Source organism: Chloroflexota bacterium (assembly GCA_040902225.1).
Classification (GTDB): Bacteria; Chloroflexota; Limnocylindria; order QHBO01; family QHBO01; genus CF-167.
On sequence record JBBDXT010000007.1, the window covers coordinates 240762 to 262894 of the forward strand.

Consider the following 22133-nt stretch of genomic DNA (forward strand, 5'->3'; position numbering starts at 1 on the left):
TCCCCGATCAGGCTGGCGACGACCAGCTCCTGACCGAGTTCGGGATGGAGGAGCACCCGCAGGGCGGCTTCCACGGCCTGCTGGAGGTGATCCCGACCCGCGCGGACATCGTCCTGGACCTGATCCGCGCCAACTCGCTCTGGCCGCTCCTGTCGGGGCTCAGCTGCTGCGCGATCGAGATGATGAGCACCGCCACCAGCAAGAACGACATCGACCGCTTCGGGATGTTCCCGTTCCGCGCCTCCCCGCGCCAGGCCGACGTGCTGATCGTGGCCGGCACCCTGACGACCAAGATGGCGGGCCCGCTGGTGCGCCTCTGGGAGCAGATGCCCGAGCCGAAATGGTGCGTCGCGATGGGCACCTGCACCACATCGGGCGGTCGCTTCAAGCGCAGCTACAGCGTGGTGCAGGGGGTCGACCGGGTGATGCCGGTCGACGTCTACGTGCCGGGATGCCCGCCACGCCCGGAGGCTCTGATCCACGGCATGATGCGGCTCCAGGAGCTGGTCAAGCAGCGGCGCGGCGAGTGGGCGACCTACGTCGATCGCGGCGTGCAGCGGATCGACTGGGAAGGAGACGTGCGCTGACCGCCCCGGCCAAGGCGGGCGCCCTGGTCCGGCTCCTGCTCGATCGCTTCCCGGACCTGGCCGCCAGACTGTGGACCGACGAGGACAGCGTCGAGGTCTCGATCGAGGGCGACCGCAACGTGGCCCTGCTCCAGGTGTTGCGCGACGAGCCGGAGCTCAACTTCTTCTTCCTGGCCGATGCCGCCGCGGTCGACTACGGCGTCACCGAGCATTTCGAGGTGGTCTATCACCTCTACTCCGACCGTCATCCCGCCTGGCTCCGCGTCCGCGCACGGGTGCATCGCGCCGATCCCCACATCCCGACCATCACCGGCCTGTGGGAGGGAGCGATGTTCCACGAGCGCGAGATGTACGACATGATGGGGATCATCTTCGACGGTAACCGCGACCTGCGGCGGATCTACATGTCGCCCGACTACCGCAGCTTCCCGCAGCGCAAGGACTTCCTCCTGCCCGATGACGCCGCCGACTCATCGGCGGCGGGGGTGCGTCCGCTCGAGCGCCCCGAGACCTGGGACCTGACCCGCCTCTCCGACGAGCTGGGGCCCGGCGTGATCGCCCATGTCGAGGGCGAGTCATGACCAGCGAGGTGAAGATCCCCGACCCGCTCGACGTGGACCGGGAAGAGGAGGCACGGCTGCGTCAGGTGGCGGGCCTTCCCCCAGCCAAGGCCCCCGCCGGCGAGTACGCCGGCTTCGAATCGGTGGGGCTGCCGGAGCGGCCGCCGCAGACCGAGCGCGAAGTCGAGGTGTACACCCTCGAGGAGGGCGAGATGCTGGTCAACATGGGCCCGCAGCACCCCTCCACCCACGGCGTCATGCGCCTGGTGGTGAAGGTCCGCGGCGAAGTGGTGATCGATATCGATCCGGTGCTCGGCTACCTGCACCGCGGGATCGAGAAGCTGTGCGAGGAGGCCACCTACACCACGGTCCTGACCTATGTCGACCCAATGGACTACATCGCGACGATGCACAACGAGCACGCTCCGGCGATGGCCTTCGAGAAGCTGTTCGGGGTCACTGCCCCCAGGCGGGCAGAGTACATCCGCGCGCTGGTGGTGGAGCTGAACCGGGTCTTTAGCCACAGCCTGATGATGGGCTTCCTGGCCCTCGACATGGGCGGCCTGACCCCGATCCTGTACGGCTTCATCAACCGCGACGAGATCGTCGACATGCTGTCGGCGATCAGCGGTCAGCGCATGCTCTTCAACTTCTTCCGGGTTGGTGGCGTCAACTGGGACACCAACGACGAGTTCCTGTCGCGCCTCGGCACGTGGCGCAGCCACGTCCTGAAGAACGTCGAGATGAGCGAACGGGTGATGACCGACAACGAGGTCTTCCGCTCGCGGACGATCGGGATGGGGACCCTCTCCGGCAAGGACGCGATCGCGCTGGGCGTGTCGGGGCCGAACCTGCGCGCCTCCGGCGTGCCGTTCGACGTGCGCAAGGCGCATCCCTACTCGATCTACCCCGAGCTCGAGTTCGAGGTGATCACCCAGCCGGGCGGCGACTCGAACGCCCGCTACCTGCAGCGCGTCGCCGAGATCAAGCAGAGCATCCACCTGATCGACCAGATCGTGGACAAGATGCCGCACGGCGCGGTGCAGGCCCAGGTGCCGGGGATCATCCGGCCGAAGCCGGGCCGGGCCTACGCGGCCATCGAGTCGCCACGCGGCCTGTACAGCGTGTACGCCATCAGCGACGGCGGGCCGAACCCGTACCGCTTTCGGATGCGCGACCCGAGCTTCATCAGCCTCCAGGCGATCCCCAAGCTGATGCCCGGCCGGCTCATCGCCGACACGATGGCGGTCATGGCCAGCTTCGACCCGGTGATGGGCGGGGTCGACAAGTAGATGGACCTAGACCTGCTGTTCGGTGTCCTGCGCTTCCTGCTGGCCACGACCCTGATCCTGCTGCTGACCGTGCCGACCGCCTTCGTCGTCATCCAGATGGAGCTCAAGATCATCGCCGGCGCGCAGCTTCGCTACGGCCCCAACCGGGTCGGGCCGTGGGGGATGTTCCAGAGCACGATCCACGGCTTCAAGGTCCTCGCCAAGGAGGACCACATCCCGGACCAGGCGGATCGCGCAACCTTCACCCTCGCGCCATGGATGGTCTACATGGCGGCCGCCATGAGCATGCTGGTGATCCCGTTCGCGCCCGGCGCCATCGCCGCCGACTTCAACATCGGCATCGTCTACTTCTTCGCGGTGCTGGGCCTCAGCGTGGTCGGGCTGCTGGTCGCGGGCTGGGCGAGCTACAACAAGTACTCGCTGCTGGGTGGGCTGCGCAGCGCGGCGCAGATGGTGAGCTACGAGATCCCGCTCACCCTGTCGGTGGTCGGTGCCGTGGTACTGGCCGGCACGCTCAACTTCCGGGAGCTGATCGAGTGGCAGCGGGCACATGGCTGGATGCTGATCTGGCAGCCGGTCGGGCTGGTGATCTTCTACATCGCATCGCTGGCCGAGATCAATCGGACCCCGTTCGACATGGTCGAGGCCGACAGCGAGCTGGTGGCAGGCCCCTTCACCGAGTACTCCGGCATGCGCTTCGGCTTCTTCTTCTTCGCCGAGTACGTGGCCCTCTTCATCATGAGCGGGATCATGATCTCGCTCTTCTTCGGCGGGTGGCTGGCGCCGTGGCCCTTCCCCGACCAGCTGGATGGCTTCATCGGCACCGTCTACGGCGTCATCTGGTTCTTTATCAAGACCTACCTCTTCGTGGCGATCGCGGTCCTGCTGCGCGCCACGCTGGTCCGGGTGCGGGTCGACCAGCTGATGGGGATGGCCTGGAAGGTGCTGCTGCCGCTGGCCATGGTCAACCTGATCGTCACCGCCGCCGCGGTGCTGGTCTTCAAGCTGTGACGATCCCGGGCCTTGGCATCCTCAAGGGGCTGCGCCAGACCGCGCGCAACTACTGGGCGCCCAAGGTCACCAACCAGTACCCGGAGTCGCGCCCGACCATGCCGGACCGATGGCGTGGCCGCCTCGACCTGATCTACGACCCGTTCGGCGAGCACAAGTGCGAGGTCTGCTTCCAGTGCGCACAGGTCTGCCCGGTGGAGGCGATCGACATGAGCGGCTTCGATTCGACCGGGCAGCGCATCCGCTACGGCCTGCCGGAGATCTACGACGAGCGCAAGGATCCCAACGCCTATCGCCGCGCCGGCCTGCCCGCGGCGCCGATGCGCAACGCGGCGCGCTGGGACGAGGAGATCGACACGCCCTGGCTGCATGGCGTGATCGACGGCTTCGGCGGCAAGCCCGAGGCGCTGGTCGCCATCTTCTCCGCCGTCGAGGAGCGCTACGGCTACCTTCCTGAGCGGGCACTGCGCGAGTCGAGCGAGCGGATGTCGATCCACTGGGCCCAGATCTTCGGAGCAGCCGGGCTGGGCGGCTTCCGTCTCCTCCCGGCCGATGGGCACCTTGTCACCGTCTGCACCTGCGCCGCCTGCCGCTTTGCCGGCGGCGACGCTCTCCTGACGGCGCTGCGCACGGACCTGGGGATCGAGCCGGGCGAGACGACCGCGGACGGTGCCGTCACCCTCGACACCAGCGACGAGGTCGCGGCCGGAGCTCTTTCCCCGGCGCTGCGCATCGACACCATGGTCTATGGACCGTTGACCGTGGATCAGGGCCGCCACGTGGTGGCCGAGCGACGCAGGGCCCCGTCGCGCGGGCGCGCCGCGCAGCCCGTCTCATGACCGACGCGAGCACGGGCCTCTCCCCGCAGATCCGAATCCTGCCCGGCGGCGACCAGCGGGTGCTGGCGGAGATCGGCGTCGTCGACCCCACCAGCCTGGACAGCTACCGCAAGGCGGGTGGCTACGCCGGCCTGAAGCGCGCGATTGGGAAGCTGGGTCCCGAGGGCACCATCGACGAGATCGCCATCGCGGGCCTGCGCGGCCGTGGCGGCGGCGGCTATCCGACCGCCGACAAGTGGCGTGCCGCCCGCGCCGCGGCGGGTGACAGCAAGGTCGTGGTCGCCAACCTGATCGGCGCCGATCCGACCGCGCTTGGCGACCGGGCGCTGGCGGAGGGCAATCCGCATCTCGTGCTCGAGGGACTCCTGCTCGCCGCCTTCGCGACCGGCGCCTCGGACGCAATCATCGCAGTCCGTCGCGACTGGACGGTGGCCATCGAGCGGCTGCGAGCCGCGATCACAGAGGCCGAGGCCGCGCACCTCGCCGGCTACCTGGTCATGGGTACGGACTTCTCGTGCGTGGTGCGCGTCTGGGAAGGTGCGGTCGCCCTGGTCGCGGGCGAGGAGACGGCCCTGCTGGCCGCCCTGGCCGGGGATCGCGGCATGCCCGTCATCCGGCCCCCCTACCCCACCGAGCGAGGGCTAGGCGGCGCGCCGACCACTGTGCAGAACGGCGAGACGCTGGCGCACGCGGCCTGGATCGTGAGCCATGGAGCCAAGAAGTTCCGCGCCATCGGCTCGAAGGACGCTCCCGGCACAAAGCTGGTCACCATCTACGGGCGCGTGGCACAGCCCGGGCTGGTCGAGGTGGCGCTGGGAACGCCGCTCTCCGAGATCGTGGCGCTGGCCGGTGGCGGGACCGGGGCGACCAAGGCGGTCTTCGTGGGCGGCCCGGGCGGTGGCGCGCTGCGTGCCGACCAGCTGGACACCGTCTACGACTACGCTCCGCTGCATGCCGCCGGGGCCGGCATCGGCCTGGGCCAGTTCCTGGTGGCCGATGCCGAAACCTGCATGGTCGACTCCGCCCGCTTCTTCCTCGACTACTCCGCCCGCGAGGCCTGCGGCAAGGCGGTCCCGTGCCGGATCGGCACCAAGCGGCTGGTGGAGACCCTGGACCGCATCCTGGCGGCGAGCCCGCGGCCCAACGACGTGCTGCTGCTGCGCGAGCTGGCCCGCAAGATGACCGACACCGCCCTCTGCCACCTCGAGGCTCGCGCACCGGGACCGATGCTGACCACGCTCGACCGCTTCCCCGACGAGTACCGCGCCCACGCCGAACGGGGCGAATGCCTGGCCGGCTCATGCACTGCGTCGCAGCTGCCACCGCTCCTGACGCCACTGGCAGGCCTCTAAGATGCACCGGCCATGAGCTTCGCCACCGACGGCAACGGGAACGGCAAGGGCGCGCCGCTGCGCCCGGAGGACTACACCCCCATCTGGCCGATGGTGCCGGGCACCCGCAAGATCAGCGTCACCATCAACGGCGCGCAGGTCGAGGCCGAGGAGGGGCAGACCATCCTGCAGGCCACCCGCGTGCTGGGGATCGACGTCCCGACGCTGTGCTACGAGCCGAAGCTGGCGCCCTACGGTGCCTGCCGCATCTGCGTGGTCGAGGTCGAGGGCCAGGAGACCACGCCGATCAGCTGCGGGACGCAGATCACCGACGGGATGGTCATCACCACCCACTCCGATCGGCTGGTCGAGAACCGGCGCATGGTGCTGGAGCTGATCTTCAGCGACCACGACGCCTACTGCCTGCCGCCGTGCCAGTTCAAGTGCCCGACCAGGGTCGACATCCCCGGCTACCTGAAGCAGAACACCCTGGGCAATTGGGAGGAGGCGACGCGCATCCTGAAGCGCTCGCTGCCGTTCCCGGCCATCCTGGGCCGCGTCTGCCCCGCGCCGTGCGAGACACACTGCCGGCGCGAGGAGGTCGACACCGCCATCGCCATCCGCGACTCGCACCGCTACTGCGCGGATCGGGTGCTCGAGGTCGACGCTCCGGCCCCCACGCCGTGGCCCAAGGAGCCCGACTCGGGACGCCGGGTGGCGGTTATCGGTTCCGGCCCGGCAGGCATGTCGGTGGCCTATTACCTCCAGCTGCGCGGCCACCACTGCGACGTCTTCGAGGCCGATCCGGAGCAGGGCGGCATGCTGCGCTACGGGATCCCCGCCTATCGGCTGCCGAAGGAGTGGATGGACCGCGAGCTGAACCACGTCTGGGAGCTGGGCGCCACCTTCAGGCCGAACATGCGCCTCGGTCGGGACTTCCACGTCGCCGACCTGCTGGAGCAGGGCTACGACGCGGTCTACGTGGGCATCGGCTGCTACAAGTCCAACGAGATGGGGATCCCCGGCGAGGACGCGGACGGCGTGGTCAACGCCCTGGAGAACCTCTACAACAGCTCGCGCGGCGTCGAGATTCCCGCGCTGAAGGACGCGCGGGTGGTGGTCATCGGCGGCGGCTTCACGGCCATCGACTGCACGCGCACCAGCCTGCGCCAGCGCGCTGCCGAGGTGACCCTGGTCTACCGCCGCGACCTGAAGGACATGCCTGCTCAGGACGAGGTCCACGAGGCGATCGAGGAGGGGGCGCGCGTCATCTTCCAGGCAGCACCCGTACGGATCGTGACCGACAAGAACAACAAGGTCACCGGCGTCGAGTTCCAGCGCATGCACCTGGGCGAGCCCGACGAGAAGGGTCGCCGTCGCCCGGAGCCGATGCCCGGCACCGAGTTCACCGTGAGCTGCGACACGGTGCTGGGTGCCATCGGCCAGGGACCCGAGCTGACCTGGATCGAGAGCGAGCCCGAGGAGATCCGCGCGCAGCTCGAGACCAGCCGCCGCGGCACCCTGGTCAGCGAGGACGACATCTTCCGCACCGGCCTGCCGAAGGTCTTCGCGTCAGGCGACGTGCGCGCCGGAGCGACGACCGTGGTCGAGGCGATCGGAGAGGGGCGGCGCGCCTCCTATGCGATTGACTACTGGCTGCGCGGCCACAACCTCGACGATCCGCAGGTGCGCCGCATCGTGAGCGAGCCGCAGCCCAGCTTCCTGACCATCGTGCCCTTCACCGACGACGTGAAGGAGCCGAAGGCGGTGATGGGCAAGCTCGACGCGGCCACGCGCAAGCAGGACTTCGGGGAATACGAGTTCGGCTACACCGGCGACCAGGCCATGGCCGAGGCGGCGCGCTGTTTGCAGTGCACCTGCGAGGCAATCGGCCACTGCGACCTGCGCGAGGCCGCCATCGAGTACGAGACGACGCTCAACATGGCGATCGACGAGCGCTCGATCCAGGACAACCCGTACGTCGGCGCCAACCACGGCTACGGCCGGGACGAGACGCACTCCTTCATCCTGCGCGACTACTCCCGCTGCATCGACTGCGGCCGCTGCGCGCAGGTCTGCAAGGACATCGTGGGTGCCGGCTGCTACGACTTCATCGGCAAGGGCTTCGACTCGCTCGTCACCACCGCGGACTTCGTCTCCCTCAACGAGACCCCGTGCGTGTCCTGCGGCCGCTGCGCCGAGACATGCCCGGTCGGCGCCCTGATGCCGCGGCCACGGACCCTCGAGACGTACCAGCTCGACATGAGCCGATGCATCTTCTGCGGCATCTGCGCCGACGCCTGCCCGTACGACGCCCTGCGCTGTGGCCCTGAGTTCGAGTTCAGCGAGTACCAGCGCGATCTGCCGATGCTGGACATCCTCGAGATGTCCGACCGGGAGCGACCCACCAGGTAGGAGTTGATGGGGCGGCCGGACGCCCCCTCCGCTGGCTGGCGCGACAGCGATCGGGAGCGCCCGCCCACCCCTTCTTCTTCGTTCCGGTGGCTCAGGCGCTGGCCAATGGCAGTCGCTGTTGCACGACCGCGTACGGATCCTCGAGCTCCCAAGATCTGCCGAGCTCCCAGACAGGCGCCGCGAGCGAGAACAGAGCCGGCGTCGCAACGTAGAACCGGCCCCGCTTCTCGCCCATTGGCTCGAGCAGCCCGAGTTCGACGAGCCGCTTCAGATCACGGCCGCCGGCGTGTTCCGAGATCTCCGCGTTCTCGTGGTATTGGCCGTTCCGGACACGGAATCGCTGTGCGGCATCGAACAGGGCCAGCACCGTGCGTTCTGGCAAGCCATCACGGGCTGACCGGTCGGTTAGCACCGACCACAGCCGTTCAGCCTGGCGGGCCCGCCGCATGAGGGTCCGGGCCTGCCGGAAATGCGCGGTGAGGTTGAACCGAATCCACGGTGAGGCGTCGTTCCACGGCTGCCATGTGCCGCGTCCTACCTCAGCGAGAACGTCGTAATAGGCCTGCGTGTTCCGGCCCAAGTACTCCTCGACGCTCGCGAATTCGGTCTGCAGGATGCCTTCCTGCGACAGGACAAGCGACTGAATGATGCGGGCCATGCGCCCGTTGCCGTCGCGGTAGGGATGGATCATGGCCAGGTTCAGGTGAGCCATTGCGGCGCGCACGAGGGCGGGCACGCTCGTGGAGTCGTGAAGCTCGGCTACCAGCTCTTCCACTAGCCCGGGAACCTCGTCTCCGGGCGGCCCCTCGTAGACGATCTGACCCGATGCCTCGTTATGCACGTAGATCGGCCCTGGCCGGAAGAGGCCCGGCCCCTTGGCCATGTCGTACTTGAGCATCATGAAGTGAAGGCTGTTGATTAGCCCCTGGCTGTAGGCGAAGTGCGGGTCATTCGCCAGCTGCAGGACGTACGTCATCGCGTCCCGATAGCCCGCGATAGCCTGGCGCGTCTCCTCGGCGGCACCGAGCGGCTCCTCGCCCTCCGCCATCGCCATGGCATCGGCCAAGGTGACGATGTACCCCTCGATGGTGTTGGAGCCTTGGATCGCGCGTGCGAACATGACGCGGCGTAGCGACCCCGTCCAACGCCGGGGGCTCTGAGCCACCGCGTATCGAAGGTTGGTACGTAGATCGTCGATCTTCGCGACGACCTCCAGATCTTCGGCTGTAAGGTCGGGGGTCGTGAATAGCATCGTGGCTCACCGTACGGGGTGGATTATCCGATAAATCTCTGCGTGCTGCAGGATTCTAATCTGCACCATGAGGATTGTCGACCTCTAACCTGCACGTACGTCGCGGGCCCCTCTCCGCTTTCGCGCTCGCTCCCACCATCGGCGCACGTGCCATCGCGCACGGCTGTCCGACGTCATCTATGCAGTGCGGTGGCTCACGAAGTGACGCATTACGCCAAGGATGGCGTAGCCAACCAGGGCGCCGGTGACGTTGACGATGACGTCGTCGATGTCGGCTGAGCGGTCGGGGACCGCCAGCTGGGTGAGCTCGATGGCGGTCGAGACGAGGAGTGCAAGGAGGGCGACGCGCCACCATCGGTCCAGGGCGGGGAGAGCGATGGGGCCGAGGAGGCCGAGGGGGAGGAGCAAGGCCAGGTTGCCGAACAGGTTGCGCAGCCAGAAATCCGAGCCGAGGTTGTCCAGGTAGATCGCGAGCGTGTGGAACGGGACCAGGTTGTCATCCACGACCTGGCCTGGGCGCGGGTGCGCGGGCTGGAGGGCGAGCACCAGGCCGCCGATCAGCCACACGGCAAGGACGAGCGTGGCGAGCAGGCGCATGGGGCTACCTTGGCACGGATCGCGGCGCGAGCTGCGCTAGAATCGGAGGCGGCCTCGGATCTGCAGATCGGCGAGGCCGTTTGAGCGCCCGAACACTCGACAGGAGCCGCTGCCCTGGACCTCTCCGGCGTCCTCTTCGTCCTGCTCGCCGCTGGTGTCATCGGCGCCGGGCTGCTGGTGGTCACGCTGCGCAACATCATCCACAGCGCGGTCGCGATGATGGTCTGCTTCGGGTCGCTGGCGGGGATGTACGCGCTCCTGGGAGCCCCGATCGTGGCGGCCGCACAGGTCCTCATCTACCTCGGCGCCATCAGCGTCCTGATCCTGTTCGCGATCATGCTGACCCAGGCCGGCGACGCGAACCTGCCGTCGCCGTTCCACCGCCAGGTCTGGCTGGCGGCGCTCGCCGCGGTCGCGGTGGTGGGACTCATCGGCTGGGCCGTCACCGCGACGGATTGGGGCAACGCCACCGTCGTCATCGCGGTCAACCTGAACGCGATGGCCGTGGCGCTCTTCACCGACTACGCGCTGCCGTTCGAGATCCTGAGCCTGCTGCTGCTGGCCGCCATCATCGGCGCCATCTATCTCGCGAGGCGCCCTGAAGACGACGAGCAGGCCAACAGCTGATGGGCCTGCAGGCGTACCTGATCGTCTCGGCCATGCTCTTCGCGATCGGGATGTTCGGCTTCCTGGCGCGCCGCAACGCGATCCTGATGCTGATCAGCATCGAGCTGATGCTGAACGCGGTGAACCTGTCGCTGGTCGCCTTCAACGCGTACGACTACTACACCCCCAACGACTCCGGGGCGATCTTCGCGCTGCTGGTGATGGCCGTCGCGGCGGCCGAGGCGACGGTGGGACTGGCCCTGGTGATCGCCATCATCCGCACCCGCCAGACCCCCGAGGTGGACGAGTACTCGGACCTCAAGGAATGAGCCGATGACCGTCGAGTCGCTGATCGCGCTCATCCCGGCCCTGCCGCTGGCCGGCTTCCTGTTCGCGGTGCTGGTCGGCCCGCGCATCGATCGCTTCCCGGCACGTGGCCACGAGTCGCACGGCGAGGGCCGTGACGCGCACGCCGAGGTGGACGAGTCGGGCTTCCGCCCGGTCCCCAGCGAGGAGGAGCAGCGCGCCACCTCGCCGCATGCCGGGCACGCCGACGACCTGGCCAACAGCAACGGCGCCGATGGGGTCATCCCCGCCGACCTGAACGACGGGCTGGGCCAGGTGGGCCACGTGGTCGAGGGCGGGCCGCGGCCGGTCTACCGCTCGTGGTGGATTCCCACCGCGCTGGTGGCGGTCGGGTGGATCTTCAGCATGGTCGTTTTCGTCAACGTCGTGTTCGGCGGGCACGAGTACCACGTCTCGCTGTACGAGTGGATCGGCTCCGGCAGCTTCCACGTCGAGATCGCCTTCCTGGTAGATGGGCTGACCGCGATGCTGCTGCTGGTGGTCAGCACGGTCGGCCTGCTGGTCCACGTTTACAGCATCGGCTACATGGACGGCGACCGCGGTCTGTGGCGCTTCTTCGCCTACCTGAACCTCTTCATGTTCAGCATGCTGCTGCTGATCCTGGGCGACAACTTCCTGATGCTGTACGTCGGCTGGGAGGCGGTCGGGCTGTGCAGCTACGCGCTCATCGGCTTCTGGTACAAGAAGCCGTCGGCGGCGGGAGCCGCCAAGAAGGCGTTCATCGTCAACCGGGTCGGCGACTTCGGCTTCGGGCTCGGGATCTTGATGATCTGGACCCTGCTCGGCACGCTGGACTTCGAGGAGGTCTTCGCCACCATCGGCAGCACCCTCGATCCTGCCGCGGTGACGGTGATCGCCCTCCTTCTCTTCGCCGGTGCGGTCGGCAAGAGCGCCCAGTTCCCGCTCCACGTCTGGCTCCCCGACGCGATGGAGGGCCCCACCCCGGTCAGCGCCCTGATCCACGCCGCTACCATGGTCAACGCCGGGGTCTACATGGTCGCCCGCGCCAACCCGATCTTCGCGGAGAGCCCTACCGCCATGTGGGTGGTGGCCAGCATCGGTGTCTTCACCGCCATCTTCGCGGCGGCCATCGCGCTGACCCAGAACGACATCAAGAAGGTGCTCGCCTACTCGACCGTCAGCCAGCTCGCCTACATGTTCTTTGCGCTCGGCATCGGCGCATGGGTGGCGGCCATCTTCCACCTGGTCAGCCACGGCTTCTTCAAGGGGCTCCTGTTCATGGGCTCCGGCTCGGTGATCCATGGCGCGGGCGGCGAGCAGGACATGCGCTACATGGGCGGCTTGCGGGCGAAGATGCTGTGGACCTACGTAACCATGGTGGTCGGCTCGCTGGCCCTTGCCGGCATCCCGATCTTCGCCGGCTTCTTCAGCAAGGACGAGATCCTGGCCGAGGCCTTCGGGCGCGGCTACTACCTGTTCTGGGCGGTCGGCCTGCTGGTCGCCTTCATGACGGCCTTTTACACCTTCCGCATGGTGTACATGACCTTCCATGGCCGATGGCGTGGCCCGCGCGATGCCTGGCAGTACGTCCACGAGTCGGCACCGACCATCGTCGCGCCGCTCATCATCCTGGCCGTCCCGACCATCCTGATCGGCCTGCTGCTGGGCCTGCCTCCCGAGGGCGGGGTGATCCATGGCTGGCTGGAAGAGGTCTTCCACGGCGCCGAGGAGGCGGGAGCCGGGATCCTGCCCGGCTCGATCGCGGCCAGTGGGCACCACGAGTTCAGCCTCTTCGGCATCGGCGGCCTGCTGCTGCTGGCCGGCGCCGGAGTCGGTGCGGCAGGCATCTGGCTCGCCTACCGCTGGTACGTCCTCGACCCTGAGGCGCCGGCTCGCTTCGTGGCGCGCATCCCGTTCGGGCTCGGCCCGGGGATGTACGCCGCCAGCGTGAACAAGTACTACGTCGATGATCTCTACAACCTGGTCTGGGCCCGCGGCGGCGTGCTGGTCGGCAACGCGCTGTGGTGGTTCGATGCCAAGGTCATCGACGGGGCGGTCAACGGGGCCGGCTGGGTCGCCCAGCAGTACGGAACCCTCCTGCGCCGCACGCAGACCGGTCACGTCCAGAACTACGCGCTGGGCATGGCCGCAGGCATGGTGGTCGTGCTGGTCGCCTTCCTGGTCTTCCGCGCATGACTGATCTGCCGATCCTGAGCCTGGTCGTCTTCACGCCGCTGATCGGTGTGGCGCTGATCCTGCTGGTGCCCGGCGACATGCACCGCGTCATCCGCTGGATCGCGCTGCTTGCCGCGCTCGCCAGCCTCGCATTCAGCCTCTACCTGCTGGGCTACAGGCCCGATGGCGCCGAGTTCCAGTTCCGCGAGGACATCCCGTGGATCGCCGCATTCGGGATGCGCTACACGCTCGGCGTGGACGGCCTGTCGGTGGTGCTCGTGCTGCTCACCACCGTGCTCAGCGTGGTCAGCATCTTCTACTCCTGGGACCCGATCCAGACGCGGGTCAAGGAGTACTACGCCACCATGCTGCTGCTGATGATCGGCATGCTGGGCGTCTTCGTCAGCCTGGACCTGTTCCTGTTCTACGTCTTCTGGGAGCTCAGCCTGATCCCGATGTACCTGGTGATCGGGATCTGGGGCGGCCCGCGACGCATCTACGCAACCGTCAAGTTCGTGATCTACACGCTGGTCGGGTCACTGCTGATGCTGGTCGCCATCCTGGCCGTGGCGATCGCGCATGCCTCTGCCGGCAACCCCTTCACCTTCAGCTACGAGACCCTGCGCGATTTCGGCTACACCGACTCGCTGCAGGCGCTCGCCTTCGTCGCCTTCTTCCTGGCCTTCGCCATCAAGGTCCCGATGTGGCCGTTCCACACCTGGCTCCCCGATGCACACGTCGAGGCGCCGACTGCCGGCAGCATCATCCTGGCCGGGGTGCTCCTGAAGCTGGGCGGCTACGGCTTCCTGCGCTACTCGCTGCCGCTCGCCCCGGACGCGGCGGTCGCCTTCGCCCCGATCGTGATCGGCCTGGCGGTGGTCGCCATCCTGTACGGAGCCATGGTCAGCATGGTGCAGCCGGACCTCAAGAAGCTGATCGCCTACTCATCGGTCAGCCACATGGGCTTCGTGATGCTCGGCGTCTTCGTGTTCAACACCCAGGGGCTGCAGGGTGCCGTCTTCCAGATGATCAGCCACGGGGTGACGACAGGTGCCCTCTTCCTGCTGGTGGGGGTCATCTACGAGCGCACCCACGATCGCCAGATCGCGCACATGGGCGGGCTCAACGCCCGGCTGCCGCGTTACGCGGCGATCTTCGGCCTGTTCACCTTCGCCAGCATCGGGCTGCCCGGGCTGTCGGGCTTCATCGGCGAGTTCCTGGTCCTGCTCGGCGCGTTCCAGTACTCCGGCTGGGTCGCCGCAGCCACGATGCTGGTGGTGATCATCAGCGCGGTCTACATGCTGTGGATGTTCCAGCGCGTCTTCTTCGCCGTCCCGTCCGACTGGATGCGTCGCTCCTGGCCAGCGCTGACCGACATGACCCGCAACGAATGGCTGTCGCTGACGCCGCTGATCCTGCTGGTGGTGGGGCTCGGCGTCGTGCCCGGCCCCGTCCTCGACGCGATCTCGGCGCCAGTGGAGCGGATCCTGGACGTGGTGAACGCGTCGCCCGGGCTCACCAGCTGGAGCCTGCCGTGGTAGCCGCACAGCCATGAACGCCGACGACCTGTCCGCGATCCTGCCCGAGCTGGCGCTGACCGTGCTGGTCCTGGCGATTTTGACGATCGACCTCTTCCTGCGCCGCGAAGACAAGTGGCTGCTGACGCCGATCACGGTCATCGGCCTTGGCTTCGTGGGATATGCCTGCTGGACGGTGTGGGGCCTCAACCAGACCGTCTTCGCCGGTTTCTACCGCGTCGACGACCTTTCGGTCTTCTTCAAGGTCGCCACGGTCGTGATCGGGATCCTGGCGTCCCTCTTCGCGCCGGCCTACCTCGCTCAGCGAAAGCTGCCGCTCGGCGAGTTCAACGTGATCCTCCTCTTCAGCCTGAGCGGGATGTTCGTGCTGGCCTCGGCGAGCGACCTGATCACGCTCTTCATCGGCCTGGAGCTGATGGTGATGCCCGCCTACCTGCTGGCCGGCTTCCATAAGACCGATCGCTACAGCAACGAGGGCGGGCTGAAGTACTTCCTGCTCGGCAGCTTTGCCAGCGCGATCCTCCTCTTCGGCATCAGCTGGACCTACGGCCTGACGCATTCGACACGCCTCTCCGAGATCGGTGGCCTGGTGAGCGATGGCGGCGCCGCGGGCCTGGTCGCGATTGCGATGCTGACCGTCGGCTCGACCTTCAAGGCGGCCGCGGTGCCGTTCCACTACTGGACTCCGGACGCCTACCAGGGCGCGCCGACCCCGATCACCGGCTTCCTGTCGGTGGGTCCCAAGCTCGGTGCGTTCGCGCTGCTGGTCCGCGTCTTCGCAGAGGGGCTGGGCGTCAGCGGTGCCGACTGGTACGGGGTGATGGCGATCCTGGCCGTGCTGACCATGACCGGTGGCAACATCGTGGCGCTGGCTCAGACGAACGTGAAGCGGATGCTCGCCTACTCGAGCATCGCCCACACCGGCTACATCATCGCCGGCCTCGCCGCGTTCGCACACGCCACCGACCCCGCCATCCGGACCCAGGGGATCGAGGCGATCCTCTTCTACGTCCTCGGCTACGGGGTGATGAACATCGCCGCCTTCAGCGTGGTCGGCATGCTGCAGCGCGACCCACGCCGCTACGGCGGCCTCTCCGCCTTCGCCGGGCTGGCGGGTCGCGCCCCTGCCCTGGCCGCAGCGATGGCCGTCCTGCTCCTCTCCCTGACCGGGATCCCGCCCACGGTCGGTTTCTTCGCCAAGCTGTACGTGCTCGTGGCGACCGTGGATGCGGGGGTCGCCTGGCTGGCCGTGGCGATCGCCCTGAACGCCGCCCTGGCGGCCTTCTACTACCTGCGTGTCATCGTCTACATGTACATGCGCGAGCCAGAGGCCGATCCGGCGCCGATCGACCGCTCGCCGCTCACAGCCTTTGCGCTTGCGATCTCGGTGGCCGGCGTGCTCCTGCTGGGGCTCTTCCCGGACCCGATCATCAGCTTCCTGCGGGCGTCGGCTGCCAGTCTGCTCTGAGCGGGCCGCCACGGTAGACTCGGGCCGATGAAGGCCTCCTCCGCGCCGGGAACCGTGCTGCCGCTGCTCCTGGCCGTGGTCGGGGTGGGTCTCATCCTCGCCGGGCAGCTGCCCGTCGACAGGCCGGGAGCCAGCCTGCCGGGGATCCCCGAGCCGAGCGAGGTGGCGGTGGCCACTCCCACTCCCACGCCGGGTCCCTCGGGGTTCACGCCGGTGCCGACCCCCTCAGCCACCCCCATCCCCGACGATTGGGTGGCCAAGCAGATCGAGATCCCGTCGGTCGCGCTGAACGTGGCGGTCAAGCACGCGACCATCGGTCAGGGGGGCTTTCCGCCCGACGACGCCGCGTACGTTCTCTACCAGAGCTCGGAGCCGGGACGCGGCACGAGCACATACATCGTCGGGCACGCGCTTCAGCACCTCTTCAAGCGCCTCTGGAACGTGGTCCTGGGAGCGGAGGTCAAGATCCTCATGTCGGACGGGGTCGTGCTGCACTACGTGGTGACGGAGATCCACCCCAACGTCAGCTGTCCCGACGAGCGCGTCCCTGAGATGCCCAACCCGCCGCTCGCCCTCCAGTACCCGCCGCCGGGCAATTGCCCTGGCGCGGAGTGGGCGAGCCCCACCGACCATGAGCGCCTCACCCTGCAGACGAGCCAGGGCTTCAACCGCAACTGGGGCGAGCTGATCATCATCGCGGACCCGCTCTTCTAGCGGGCGCGACGCCGCCCCTCGACCAGCAGCGCGGGGATCACGGTCAGCACCGCCACCGCCAGCGCGATCTGGAGGACGAGGCGCAGGACGCCGGCCGCCTCCCCGCGTGACCACGCCTCGAGCAGGTCCACCAGCGCCAGGCTCGAGCGCGGGTCGACCGCAACGAACTCGGGGTGCCCCAGGCTGGTGACCAGGGCGTCGCGACGCGGCGGGTCGTTGATGAGCGCGGTCAGCTCGTCGATCCGGTTCTGGCCGATGCTGGTCAGAAGCGCCAGGCCGACGCTCATCCCGATCGTGCGGGTCACCTGCAGCATGGCGCTGGCCACCCCGTACGCGGATGCGCCGGCCGCCTCGACCGCGGCAGTCGCCCGCGGCGAGACGGTGAGCCCGAATCCGGCGCCGAAGATGGCCAGGTCGCGCTGCAATCGAGCCAGGTCCGTCTCGACCCCCCAGCCGGTTGCGAACCAGAGGCCGATGATGGTCAGCCCCACTCCGGCGACAGTGGTGAGCCGCTGGCCGACCAGCCCGGACCCCACCCCTCCCACGACGGCTCCGATCGCAATCGCCAGGGTCAGGGCGGTGAGCGCCGCGGCCGATCGGTCCGCGCCGGCGTTCAGCACGCGGCTGACGAAGACCGGCCCACCGATGATGGCCGTGGCCAGCGTGTAGCCGGTGAGCAGGCTGACCCCGTTCGAGGCCGCGAAGCGTGCGTCGGCGAAGAGGCGCGGATCGATCAGCGGCGCGGCCTGCCGCAGCTCGCGCAGCACGAACGCGACCGCGCACAGCGCCGACGCGGCCAACCCTCCCAGCACCAGCGGGTCGCCCCAGCCGCGCTCGCCGGCGAGCGACAACGCTCCGACGCCGGCGACCAGCGCCACCGACGCCAGCAGCCCAGCCGCCAGGTCCAGCCGGCCGGCGGCGCGCGGCGTCTCCACTCCCCCGGCGACCACGTACAGCAGGAGCAGCACCACCAGGCCGACCGGCACGTTCAGGAAGAAGATCCATTGCCAGCCGACCACGTCGAGTCCGGGGATCGGCAGCGCCACGTTCAGCAGGACCCATGCGCCGTAGGCGGGTCCGACCGCCATCCCCACGAAGGTCGCCGCCCCCTCGACCCCCAGCGCCGTCGCTCGCGCCCGGCCGGCGAAGAGGTGGCTGGCCAGGGCCATCGAGAGCGGGACGAGCGCTCCGCCGCCCAGGCCCTGCACCACCCGCGAGCCGATCAGCCAGGCGAGGCCGGTCTCGGGACCCGCGATGCGCGACAGGCCGGCGCCCAGGCTGCCGAGGCAGAAGAGTCCGAGGGCGATCAGGTACAGCCGGCGAGCGCCCCACAGGTCGGCGGCCCGCCCGGCCAGCGGCATCGCCACGATGTAGGCGAGAAGGTAGCCGTTGACGATCCAGCTGGCACGTCCCAGATCGGCCCAGCCGCCAAAGTCGGCGACGATCGAGGGCAGCGCGACGGCGACCACCATCAGCTCCGCGCCCCCCAGGAAGACGCCAAGCGAGGCCACCGCCAGGATCCCCCAGGCGGTGAGCTTCACAGATCGCTGCGCTCGAGCCCCGCCCCGGCCAATGCGAGCAGAACGGCTGCCGATGCCAGCGCGGCCCCGGCCGACTGGAGCGCGCCCGCCACCGGGCGAACGGCGGAGTCCAGGTGCGTCAGGAGGCCCAGGCCGCCGATCGGCAGCGGAAGCGCGCTCAACGGCGCCAGGAAGGCCGCCGCAACCAGCGGGGTGCTGACCGCCACAGCAAGGAGGGTCGCCGGCAGGTTCGGCAGCGTGGTGCCGATGAGGAGGCCCGCAGCTACGCCGGCCAGGGCGGTCCCTGCGGTTGCCGCCGCGGCCGCGGCGAAGGGGAGCGCGTCGGGCGGTGCCTCGGCCCGGCCGATGACCGCCAGCCAGGCACCGACTGCACCGAGTGCGAGGCCCGTGATGAGCAGGATGGCGAAGGCCAGGAACCACGAGAAGAGGACCGATGCGCGCGGCACGGCGCGCACCGCCATCCAGGCCACCGTTCCGCGGCGGCGCTCATGGGCCATGGTCAGCGCCGCCAGGCCCGACGCAACGCAGATCGCCGCGCCGGCGGCGACGGCGTACCAGAAGCTGGCCCCGCCGACCGCGGTCTCGCCCGCAAACTCGGGCGGCACCGCGCTGACCAGCATCCCGCCGACCACCGGCAGGCCGACCAGGGGGACCAGCCGGAAGCTGATCCACAGCTCGTGCAGCGCCATGCGCGTGAGCGTCCGGAGGCGCCTCATCCGGCCTCCGCGGCGTTCAGCTCGATGAGCGCGTCGATGCCCCGCCGCGAGAGCGCCAGGCCCCTCTGGTCGAGCTCGTCCACGGAGGCGTGCAGGAGCAGGCGACCCTTACGCAGGAAGGCGACCTGATTCACCAGCCCCGCCTCGCTGGCCGGGTAGCGGCTCGCAATCACGACGGTGCGCCTCCGACCCTGCATGGTCAGCAGCCGCGCCCGCTCCTCAGGATCCGCTGCCCGCAGCGGCTCATCCAGGAGGAGCACCTCGGGCTCCGTCAACATCGCCGAGGCGAGGGCGACGCGCTGGGCGAGGGGCTCGCCCCCGCGTCGAATCGGCTGGTCGAGGTGCACCCCGATCCGATAGTGCTCCGCCACCCCGTCGATCCTGCGCTGGATGTCAGGTGGATCGTATTCGGCGATGCGCCCCGCCAGGTCGAGCACTTCGCGCGGCGTCATCCACGGGTAGATCCCCGCCTCCGGACCCACGTAGCCGACGCGTCGCGCCCAGCCCGCCGCGGAGCTGTCAGGGCGCGCCACGCCCGCCAGCCGCACGATCCCGGACTGCATGCGGGAGAGGCCGGCCAAAATCCGCAGCAGCATTGACGCCGACTGCTCCGGCTGCGACACGACGAGGAGGCGCGCACCGACGCCGACCACCATGGTCAGGTCATCCAGGAGGCGCTGCCCGCGCTGTCTGCGAGTAACGCCCTCGCACACCACCGCTGCGGGCTTGAGCGTGCGAACCGACCGCGAGGCCCACAGCGCGTCGGGCGTGGAACTCGTCAGGGGTCGCACCTCCGCCGGCAGTCTAGCACGGGCGATTCTTGGCCCTTGACGCCCGGCAGGTCAGGGCCATATCATAAGCACCCGCTTATATCAATCCGCATTTGATAAAGAAGCACTACGCAATGACGCTTGCCACAGAGACCCGCGCGGAGCGCGATCTGCGCCGCCTGCGAACCCTCTATCGCGCGCTGGGTGACGAGACCCGGCTGCGGGTCATCAGCCTGCTGGCCGAATTCGGCCCGATGCCCGTCAACGAGCTGTCGGCCCGCGTCGTGCTGTCACAGCCACTCATCAGCTGGCACCTGCGCATCCTGCGACTCTCCGACCTGGTCGAGACGCAGCGCCAGGGCCGCGAGGTGATCTGCCGGCTGCGGACCGCCGCCTTCGAAGAGCTGCACGAGCTGGAGGCACGACTGATCGGCGGGACCTCCGGCATTGGCATGGCGCGCCCGAACCGCTCCTCCGAGGTGACCGATGTCGGCTAGCCATCCGCAGGCCGGGCAGCTGCCGCGGGGCGGCTCGCTGCTGTCGAACCGGCTGAAGGAGGCGGGCAGAGCGCTGCTCGCACCGTTGGTCCGGTTGGCGCAGCGACTCGGCATCACGCCCAATCGGGTCACCGTCATCGGATTCGTGGTGGTCGCCGTCGCAGCCGGGCTGGTTGCCATGGGGCAGCTCCTGGCCGGCGCGATCATCCTCGTCGCTGGGTCGCTGCTCGACGCGGTCGATGGGGCCCTGGCCCGCGCCACCGGTGGCAGCACCCCCTTCGGCGGCTTCCTCGACTCGACCCTCGACCGCGCGGCGGAGGCGATCCTGTACGTCGCCATCATCATCTACTTCCTGCAGGTCGACGCCGATCCGATCGGGCCCGTGGTCCTGGCGCTCGCCGCCCTGTGCGGCTCGTTCATGGTCAGCTACACGCGAGCCAAGGCCGAGGCAATCGGCATCTCGGCCGCGGTTGGGCTCGCTCCCCGCACCGAGCGGCTCGTGCTGATCGTGGCCGGCATCGCGCTGGCCGGACTTGGCCTGCAGATCGGCCTGATCGGCGCCATCGGCATCGTCGCCGCCCTCTCGGCGGCAACCACCATTCAGCGCATCTGGCACGTTCAACGCGAGATGACAGAGTCGCCGACGGCCGTCGCCGGCGACAGCACAGAGGAGAGATAGCAATCGTGGCCAGCACCAATGGCAAGGGCGCCCGCAACGGGCATCGCCCCACGGACGGCAAGATTCGGGTGGCGATCGTCGGCGTCGGCAACTGCGCCTCGAGCCTGGTCCAGGGTCGCCACTACTACGAGGACGCCAAGGACAACGACCTCGTCCCCGGCCTGATGCACGTGAACCTGGGTGGCTACCACATCCGCGACATCGACTTCGTGGCGGCCTTCGACGTCGACAAGACGAAGGTCGGCAAGGATCTGTCCGAGGCGGTCTTCGCGGGACAGAACAACACCATCAAGTTTTCCGATGTGCCGCACACCGGCGTGACGGTGGACCGCGGCATGACCCACGATGGGCTCGGCAAGTACCTGTCGGAGGTGATCGAGAAGGCCCCCGGCCCGACCGCGGACGTGGTCGGCATCCTCAAGGACCGCAAGGTCGACGTGATGGTCTCGTTCCTGCCGGTCGGCTCCGAGCAGGCCACCAAGTGGTACGTCGAGCAGGCGCTCCAGGCGGGCGTCGGCTTCATCAATGCCATCCCGGTCTTCATCGGTCGTGAACCGTACTGGCAGCGGCGCTTTGCGGAGCGGGGCCTGCCGGTGATCGGCGACGACATCAAGAGCCAGGTCGGCGCCACCATCACCCACCGCGTGCTGACCCGTCTCTTCATGGATCGTGGCGTGCGGATCGATCGCACCTACCAGCTGAACTTCGGCGGCAACACCGACTTCCTGAACATGCTGGAGCGTGAGCGCCTCGAGTCGAAGAAGATCAGCAAGACGAACGCCATGACCTCGATGCTCGACTACGAGATCGACGACGACAACGTGCACGTCGGCCCGTCCGACTACGTCCCGTGGCTCAAGGACCGCAAGTGGTGCCACATCCGCATGGAGGGGACCACCTTCGGCGACGTGCCGCTCAACCTGGAGTTGAAGCTCGAGGTGTGGGACTCCCCGAACAGCGCCGGCGTGATCACCGATGCGATCCGCTGCCTGAAGCTGGGCCTGGACCGCGGGCTGGCAGGCACGCTGGTCGGGCCCTCGTCCTACTTCATGAAGAGTCCGCCGCGCCAGCTGCACGACGACGTGGCCCACGAGCGGGTCGAGGCCTTCATCCGCGGCGACGACAACGAGACGCTGGTCGGCACCGAGACGCCGCCGAAGAGCACGCAGCGCAAGCTCGTTCCGGCTAAGGCCAAGGCCGCCTTCACCTAGACTGAGC

At 68.6% G+C, this 22133-nt stretch carries 21 protein-coding genes; 16 read left to right on the forward strand and 5 right to left on the reverse strand.

Annotated features, from left to right (window positions below):
- The first annotated feature begins 44 nt into the window (after positions 1-44).
- The 7 genes from WEB29_09875 to WEB29_09905 are packed head-to-tail and all read left to right on the forward strand — an operon-like array spanning position 45 to position 8035.
- Positions 45-587, forward strand: coding sequence for an NADH-quinone oxidoreductase subunit B (locus tag WEB29_09875; protein MEX2137236.1), 543 nt, complete (start codon positions 45-47; stop codon positions 585-587).
- Complete coding sequence (locus tag WEB29_09880) at positions 527-1168, forward strand: NADH-quinone oxidoreductase subunit C (GenBank protein MEX2137237.1); 642 nt, start codon at positions 527-529, stop codon at positions 1166-1168. The genes WEB29_09875 and WEB29_09880 overlap by 61 nt, the downstream gene beginning before the upstream one ends.
- A complete protein-coding gene (locus WEB29_09885) occupies positions 1165-2439 on the forward strand; it encodes an NADH-quinone oxidoreductase subunit D (GenBank protein MEX2137238.1) in 1275 nt (424 codons plus the stop codon). The genes WEB29_09880 and WEB29_09885 overlap by 4 nt, the downstream gene beginning before the upstream one ends.
- Positions 2440-3450, forward strand: a complete 1011-nt coding sequence (nuoH, locus tag WEB29_09890) for an NADH-quinone oxidoreductase subunit NuoH (protein MEX2137239.1) — start codon at positions 2440-2442, stop codon at positions 3448-3450. It begins immediately after the preceding gene.
- On the forward strand, positions 3447-4289 hold the full coding sequence (locus WEB29_09895; protein ID MEX2137240.1) for an NAD(P)H-dependent oxidoreductase subunit E: 843 nt from the start codon (positions 3447-3449) through the stop codon (positions 4287-4289). Before nuoH ends, WEB29_09895 begins: the two co-directional genes overlap by 4 nt.
- The gene (locus tag WEB29_09900) at positions 4286-5641 is read left to right on the forward strand and encodes an NADH-ubiquinone oxidoreductase-F iron-sulfur binding region domain-containing protein (GenBank protein MEX2137241.1); all 1356 of its coding nucleotides are present in this window, start codon (positions 4286-4288) and stop codon (positions 5639-5641) included. Before WEB29_09895 ends, WEB29_09900 begins: the two co-directional genes overlap by 4 nt.
- A 12-nt stretch (positions 5642-5653) precedes the next feature.
- Positions 5654-8035 carry an FAD-dependent oxidoreductase gene (locus WEB29_09905; GenBank protein MEX2137242.1) on the forward strand — a complete coding sequence of 794 codons (2382 nt, stop codon included), beginning with the start codon at positions 5654-5656 and terminating at the stop codon, positions 8033-8035.
- Positions 8036-8126: 91 nt separating this feature from the next.
- Here the strand turns inward: WEB29_09905 and WEB29_09910 are convergent, their stop codons facing one another.
- Together WEB29_09910 and WEB29_09915 are read right to left on the reverse strand one after the other, a co-directional pair.
- Complete coding sequence (locus WEB29_09910; protein ID MEX2137243.1) at positions 8127-9155, reverse strand: Fic family protein; 1029 nt, start codon at positions 9153-9155, stop codon at positions 8127-8129.
- Between the two features lie 309 nt (positions 9156-9464).
- Entirely contained in the window at positions 9465-9884 is a 420-nt protein-coding gene (locus WEB29_09915; protein MEX2137244.1) for a VanZ family protein, read from the reverse strand.
- Between the two features lie 177 nt (positions 9885-10061).
- On the opposite strand from WEB29_09915, the gene WEB29_09920 reads away from it, so the two are divergent.
- From WEB29_09920 to WEB29_09945, 6 genes are read left to right on the forward strand one after another with little or no spacing between them, the layout of a single operon-like run.
- Positions 10062-10511 carry an NADH-quinone oxidoreductase subunit J gene (locus WEB29_09920; GenBank protein MEX2137245.1) on the forward strand — a complete coding sequence of 150 codons (450 nt, stop codon included), beginning with the start codon at positions 10062-10064 and terminating at the stop codon, positions 10509-10511.
- Positions 10511-10819: an NADH-quinone oxidoreductase subunit NuoK gene (gene nuoK, locus WEB29_09925; GenBank protein MEX2137246.1), complete on the forward strand. Its 309-nt coding sequence runs from the start codon at positions 10511-10513 to the stop codon at positions 10817-10819. The genes WEB29_09920 and nuoK overlap by 1 nt, the downstream gene beginning before the upstream one ends.
- Positions 10820-10823: 4 nt before the next feature.
- Complete coding sequence (gene nuoL / locus WEB29_09930) at positions 10824-13013, forward strand: NADH-quinone oxidoreductase subunit L (GenBank protein ID MEX2137247.1); 2190 nt, start codon at positions 10824-10826, stop codon at positions 13011-13013.
- Positions 13010-14533: an NADH-quinone oxidoreductase subunit M gene (locus WEB29_09935; GenBank protein MEX2137248.1), complete on the forward strand. Its 1524-nt coding sequence runs from the start codon at positions 13010-13012 to the stop codon at positions 14531-14533. The genes nuoL and WEB29_09935 overlap by 4 nt, the downstream gene beginning before the upstream one ends.
- Positions 14534-14543: 10 nt before the next feature.
- The gene (locus tag WEB29_09940) at positions 14544-15998 is read left to right on the forward strand and encodes an NADH-quinone oxidoreductase subunit N (GenBank protein MEX2137249.1); all 1455 of its coding nucleotides are present in this window, start codon (positions 14544-14546) and stop codon (positions 15996-15998) included.
- 27 nt (positions 15999-16025) lie between these two features.
- The gene (locus tag WEB29_09945) at positions 16026-16712 is read left to right on the forward strand and encodes a sortase (protein ID MEX2137250.1); all 687 of its coding nucleotides are present in this window, start codon (positions 16026-16028) and stop codon (positions 16710-16712) included.
- On the opposite strand, the gene WEB29_09950 is transcribed toward WEB29_09945, so the two are convergent.
- Genes WEB29_09950 through WEB29_09960 form a run of 3 tightly spaced genes read right to left on the reverse strand, consistent with a single transcriptional unit; the run spans position 16709 to position 19760 of the window.
- Positions 16709-18253, reverse strand: a complete 1545-nt coding sequence (locus WEB29_09950; GenBank protein ID MEX2137251.1) for an MFS transporter — start codon at positions 18251-18253, stop codon at positions 16709-16711. The genes WEB29_09945 and WEB29_09950 overlap by 4 nt on opposite strands.
- Positions 18250-18969 (reverse strand): hypothetical protein, encoded by a 720-nt coding sequence (locus WEB29_09955; GenBank protein ID MEX2137252.1) that lies wholly within the window; start codon positions 18967-18969, stop codon positions 18250-18252. Before WEB29_09955 ends, WEB29_09950 begins: the two co-directional genes overlap by 4 nt.
- Positions 18966-19760 carry an ATP-binding cassette domain-containing protein gene (locus WEB29_09960; protein ID MEX2137253.1) on the reverse strand — a complete coding sequence of 265 codons (795 nt, stop codon included), beginning with the start codon at positions 19758-19760 and terminating at the stop codon, positions 18966-18968. The genes WEB29_09955 and WEB29_09960 overlap by 4 nt, the downstream gene beginning before the upstream one ends.
- Positions 19761-19873: 113 nt before the next feature.
- On the opposite strand from WEB29_09960, the gene WEB29_09965 reads away from it, so the two are divergent.
- Genes WEB29_09965 through WEB29_09975 form a run of 3 tightly spaced genes read left to right on the forward strand, consistent with a single transcriptional unit; the run spans position 19874 to position 22126 of the window.
- Entirely contained in the window at positions 19874-20236 is a 363-nt protein-coding gene (locus WEB29_09965) for a metalloregulator ArsR/SmtB family transcription factor (GenBank protein MEX2137254.1), read from the forward strand.
- Positions 20226-20915 (forward strand): CDP-alcohol phosphatidyltransferase family protein, encoded by a 690-nt coding sequence (locus tag WEB29_09970; protein ID MEX2137255.1) that lies wholly within the window; start codon positions 20226-20228, stop codon positions 20913-20915. The genes WEB29_09965 and WEB29_09970 overlap by 11 nt, the downstream gene beginning before the upstream one ends.
- 5 nt (positions 20916-20920) lie before the next feature.
- Positions 20921-22126, forward strand: coding sequence for an inositol-3-phosphate synthase (locus WEB29_09975; protein ID MEX2137256.1), 1206 nt, complete (start codon positions 20921-20923; stop codon positions 22124-22126).
- Positions 22127-22133 lie beyond the last annotated feature (7 nt).